The sequence below is a fragment of the Phenylobacterium sp. genome, assembly GCF_044372605.1.
Taxonomy (GTDB): Bacteria; Pseudomonadota; Alphaproteobacteria; order Caulobacterales; family Caulobacteraceae; genus Phenylobacterium.
Genome location: NZ_JBILRO010000250.1, coordinates 1 through 4,889, shown reverse-complemented (window position 1 = coordinate 4,889; position 4,889 = coordinate 1). Strand labels below are relative to the sequence as shown.

5 protein-coding genes are annotated in these 4,889 nt (G+C 67.4%); all 5 read left to right on the top strand.

Going from position 1 to position 4,889, the window contains the following annotated elements; translation table 11 throughout:
- Window positions 1-240 precede the first annotated feature (240 nt).
- Window positions 241-1,137 carry an ArdC family protein gene (locus ACIQ42_RS15960; RefSeq protein ID WP_397423233.1) on the top strand — a complete coding sequence of 299 codons (897 nt, stop codon included), beginning with the start codon at window positions 241-243 and terminating at the stop codon, window positions 1,135-1,137.
- Window positions 1,138-1,279: 142 nt separating this feature from the next.
- The gene (gene radC / locus ACIQ42_RS15955; RefSeq protein WP_397423232.1) at window positions 1,280-2,044 is read left to right on the top strand and encodes a DNA repair protein RadC; all 765 of its coding nucleotides are present in this window, start codon (window positions 1,280-1,282) and stop codon (window positions 2,042-2,044) included.
- A 665-nt stretch (window positions 2,045-2,709) separates the two neighbouring features.
- Complete coding sequence (locus tag ACIQ42_RS15950) at window positions 2,710-3,231, top strand: hypothetical protein (RefSeq protein ID WP_397423231.1); 522 nt, start codon at window positions 2,710-2,712, stop codon at window positions 3,229-3,231.
- A 126-nt stretch (window positions 3,232-3,357) separates the two neighbouring features.
- Window positions 3,358-3,552 (top strand): hypothetical protein, encoded by a 195-nt coding sequence (locus ACIQ42_RS15945; protein WP_397423230.1) that lies wholly within the window; start codon window positions 3,358-3,360, stop codon window positions 3,550-3,552.
- Between the two features lie 53 nt (window positions 3,553-3,605).
- The coding region (locus ACIQ42_RS15940) for a TULIP family P47-like protein (protein WP_397423234.1) at window positions 3,606-4,889 on the top strand (1,284 nt) is incomplete at its 3' end.

Below are 4,889 nucleotides of genomic sequence, written 5' to 3'. Positions count from 1 at the left end.
CCCGCGTCTTCGTGCCGGTCGACCAGCCACAGGTGCTCTCGGCCGTCCTGGCCAAGTGGCCAGCCCAGACCATCCTGCCGGCGGCGGCGTAGAGGTCATCAAGAGCCGTGGGCTTGCGCCTGCGGCTCCTTTTGCGTGATGCGCCGGAGGCGACGGCAGCGCGGGGGGAAAGGCGGAGGACGGGACCGGAGGGTTGAGCGACCGGGAATGGATCCGGCGCGAAACCGCCGGAGGACGTAGATGTCCAATCCCCTTGAGCCGCTGCTCAACGAAATCATCGCCCGCCTGGAGCGCGGCGTGCCGCCCTGGCGCCAACCCTGGGCGAACGGGGCCGACCCATCCACGCCCCTACGGTCCGACGGCCAACCGTTCAGCGGGTCCAACGCCTGGCTCCTGGCGTTCGCCGGCGCGGAGCGCGGCTATACGAGCCCCTTCTGGTTCACCTTCCGGCAGGCGCTGGCGATCGGCGCGCCGGTCGCCAGGGGCGCTCGAAGCGCGTTGGCGATCCTCTACAAGACCCGCGTCGTCGATGGCCGCGAGGTCTCCGATTCCGGCGACGTCGGCGAGGGCGAAGCCAAGACCCTGCGCTATCTCAAGACGTACGCGGTGTTCAACGCCGAGCAACTGACTGACTGTCCGCAGACCTATCTCGAGGGGCCGAAGGTCGACCCTGTCATCCGGGCGGCGGCGCGCGAGGCGGTGCTCGATGCGATCCCGGCCAGGCTGGAGATCGGCGGTAACACCGCCTGCTATGTGCGCGCGGCCGACCTTATCCGGATGCCGCCGCCCGAGGCGTTCGGATGCATGGAGGACTGGAAGTCGACCTTTGCTCACGAGGCCATCCACTGGAGCGGCGCTGAGCATCGCATGAGCCGCACCTTCGGCCAACGGTTCGGCGACGCCGCCTATGCGTTCGAGGAGCTTGTCGCCGAAATCGGCAGTGCGGCGATCGGGCTGCGGATCGGGCTAAGGCCCCAGATCCTCGACGGACGCGCGGCGTATCTCGGTCACTGGGTCAAGATTTTGAAGGACCGGCCCGGGGCCCTGCTGGAAGCCTCCGGGCACGCCCAGCGGGCCGTCGATCACCTGCTCGCTTACAGCCAGCCGGCGGCGGTCAGTCAGCCCCTAGCCGCGTAAGGGCGCCAGGCCCCTCCCCCGGTGTTGCGAGGGTAGGCGGGTTCGGCACCAGCCCTGCCTGGCCCGATGGGAAAGTCGAAGGAAGGGCGGGAGCTCGCGAGCGAACCGGGATTTGGTCCGGCGCTGGCTGCTTGAGGCTTTCATGCCCAGACCTTCTCACCGGAATGACGCCACACCTTCCCGGACCGCCGACCTGTTCGCCGCGGCGCCAGGCGTGGGCGAGATGACCGCTCGCTACGCCGGCCCTACGTCTCCAGCCCCCTCAAACGGGACGCTGGGCGCCAGGGCCGCGACCGGCGGCCTGGCGGGTCTGAGCGACGCCGAGGCGCTCGAACTCCTGCTCTCGCGGTCCCTGGCCAACGGCGCCCGGGCGACGGCCGCAGCACTTCTGGCCCGGTTCGGTTGTCTTCGGCGGGTGCTGACGGCCGACCTTGCCGCGCTTTCGGCGTTCGTCGACACCCGCGTCGGCATCGACCTGCAGCTGATCTACGATGCCGCGCGTCGGCTCGCGGCGGCCGAGTTGCCAGGGCGTTGCGTCGTCTCCTCGTGGACGTCGCTCATCGACTACCTGAAGCTCACCATGGCCCACTGTGAACGCGAGGCATTCCGCGTCCTGTTCCTCGACAAGAAGAACCAGCTGATCGCCGATGAAATCCTCAATCACGGCACCATCGACCACGCGCCCGTCTATCCGCGCGAGGTCATGCGGCGTGCGCTGGAGGTGTCCGCGTCGGCCGTGATCTTGGTGCACAATCACCCATCGGGCGATCAGACCCCTTCCTCGGCCGATATCGAGATGACCAAGAAGGTCGTCGACGCCGCGCGGACCCTTGGTATCGCGGTGCATGACCACGTCATTGTCGGGCGCGCCGAGGTCGCCAGCTTCAAGGCGCTGGGGTTGATCTGAGCAATCGTCCCCACGAACGGGCTGCGTGTCTCGCGTGCCGAGTGCAACGGCCTGCTCCGCGCATGTGAAGGAGGCCGTGTTCGGTCGCAATCGCCTCGGAATGGATGCCCTGGTTTCGCAGCAGGCGACGCAGCAGTTCAGCGCCGCAGTCTTGTTCCGCCGCTTCTGGAACAGGACATCGAGCACTTCGCCCTCGTCACCAACGGCCCGCCAGAGCCACATCTTCCGACCGCCGATGCGGACATACATCTCATCCAGATGCCGCCGTCCGGTCGGTGGCGATCGCCGCCGGCGCAGGTTCGCGGCGATCAGCGGCCCAAACTTGATCACCCAGAGGACGGACCGTCTCACGGCTGACGTCTATTCCCGCTGCGCCATCAATTCCTCGACGTCCCGGATGCTTAGCGTGAAGCGGAAATACAGCCATGCCGCCTGACGGATCACATCCGCCGGAACTCGATGACGCTTGAACGAGATTGGCCCCACGGAAATCCCCACTCCAGCGCCCACGCGCCACAAACTGGAGACCTTTTACAGTTAGCCTGCCAGCACTCCGGCCGATCAGCCCGCTGCCTAGAGCTGCGCGGCACAACCATGCAGAGCGCTTGTGAAGTAGTAGCTGGACGTAGCGACGGGCGCGTGCAACCGTAACATGAAGTGGGGGGGTGAACATCATGGGTTGTACTGTTCCCGTCGCGAGAGCGGAGCGGCTGCTGCTGGTCGCGTTCAGGCCTGCGATGGCGCGTGGACTGCGCAGCGTCGTCGTGGCTTTGTTCGCCTCGGTGCTCTCCGCGTGCGCGCCCCTGATGGCCGCCTATAACGGCGACGCCTACCGGAACACGACCAGCCTCAAGGCGGAAACGCTGGCGCTCGTGGCCGACTCCGACGAACCGTACGTGGCCTACGCGGCCGAGGTGAAGGCGCTCGGGACCAAGCTCAGCAGCGCCTACGAGTTCGCTCATGGGCTGCCGAAGAATGAGATCTCGGCGCAGCAGTGGCACCTGCAAATCGCGCCGGACGGCGCGTTGTACGGCGGCTTCGTCCGTCAGTGGCAGTCCGCCGGGACCACTGGGGCCGCATACCGGGCCGCGAAGGCCGGCCAGATCGGGCGCGCCTTCGATCCTCTCATCTGCCTCGATGTGAACAAGAAGGAGCCGAAGGCCTGCTCGGCGCAGACCGCCGCGTGAGGGACGCGTTGAGCAATTTCGACGACTTTGTCGTCCCCGCGCACGAGAACGCAAAGAGCCTGGCCCGGCAGGTGGTCATGGGCTGCAAGGCCGACGCGGAGACCGACATCAAGGCCTACCTCTCGGGTGAAGCGCACGCGACTGGAAGCCTGGACCGAGCAGGTGGCCTGCGGAGCGCTCTCCCGTTCGGAACTCGAAGACCTCCTGAAGGGCGAGGCCGACATGGCCCGGCTTGAAGTGTCTACGGCCGCAGGGATTGCGCTGGCGCGCCTGGAGCAACTCCACGTCGGGCTCTGGAAGGCGCGGCGGCGCGAAGGCTGATTCGAAAGGGGTAAGGCGATATGAGTGGGGTGTCAGGATCTTCGACCGGCTTGGTGGACACCAACGGCTGGCACACGGTGGCCGCGGTCACCTACAACTACCTGAACACGTCGATCCGGGCCGGGGCGAGTTGGCCGGCCAATTTCGCCCAGGCGGCCCCGGACAATTCCGCCTCGGCGACCGGCGTCTTTAGCGACTGGTCGCTGACCACCGGCGGGGACGGGCCCAACCTCTCCATGCAGATCAGCCTCACGGGCGGATCGATCACGGGCCCGTTCGCCCGCCCGCCCCAGAGCGGGAATGTCACCCTGCCGGTGCAGGCGTGCGCCTTCCCGGTGTCGGTGGTCGCGAAGTTCATTCCCCACACGGGGAGCCAGACCCTCCACGACCTCGTGCTCGCCACGGATCAGCCCGTCACCGTAGGGACCCAGACGGGCCCTTCCCCCACCGGCAATTTCCTGGCGGACGCCGCCTTCCGCCAATTGCTCCAGGACTGGCTGAAGGTCAATCTGGACAAGTTCAACGTGCTGTTCGCAAGCGTCGTCCTCGACGCGGCCTATGCCCAAGCGGGCCTGGCCTGGCTGAAGCCCGCCTACAAGGGCTATGCGGTGATAGAGCCGCCCAGCGGCGCCACGACCGCCAACTCCGTCTTCGCGGTGCTCTGCCTGATCGATGGCGCAGCCCCGCCTTCCAACCTGGCCTACGCGGTCTCGCCCCAGGCGATCCCGAGTGGCGCGACGGGGGCCTTCCTCGTCTCGTCCGACAAGGTGATTCAGCACATGCTCCTGCCGGCCATGCCGCTCCTGTTCGAGGGCATGGCCAACGATCCGCCGTCGGCGCACTTCGCGATCGACAACGCCGGCACCCGCATCCGCAACCTCCAGGATGTCACCGTGCCCTCGGTCCAGCTCGACGGAGGGACGACCGTCGAGCCCAGCATCACCGCCTCGAACTTCACGGTGCAGCTGGACGTGGCCGAGCTGCAGATCCAGGTCGAGGACATGACGTTCGAGAGCACGCCGGGCGTCGTCATCCACCTGAACTACTTCGGCCGGCAGACCATCGCGCTCGACAAGACCAAGGGCGTCCTCGTCCTCAATACGACGCAGGAGACCAGCGACGGCAGCGTCACCGTGACCCAGGGCCTCCAGATTCTCGAGTACGCCATGGCGGCCCTCTCGGTCTTCTCGGCCGCGGCGAGCGGGTGCGGCAAGCTGGTCTCGAGCGCGGCCCTCGAGTCGATCGAAGGGAGTTCGGCGGTCATCCAGGGCGCCGAGGCGATCGGGGAGGACCCGGAGGTGGCGCAGCAGACGACGCTCTCGGCCCTGCGGGGCCTG

Coding starts and splice junctions, on each gene's coding strand:
- ACIQ42_RS15960 (WP_397423233.1), top strand. CDS start 241: ATGTCCAATCCCCTTGAGCCGCTGCTCAACGAAATCATCGCCCGCCTG.
- radC (WP_397423232.1), top strand. CDS start 1,280: ATGCCCAGACCTTCTCACCGGAATGACGCCACACCTTCCCGGACCGCC.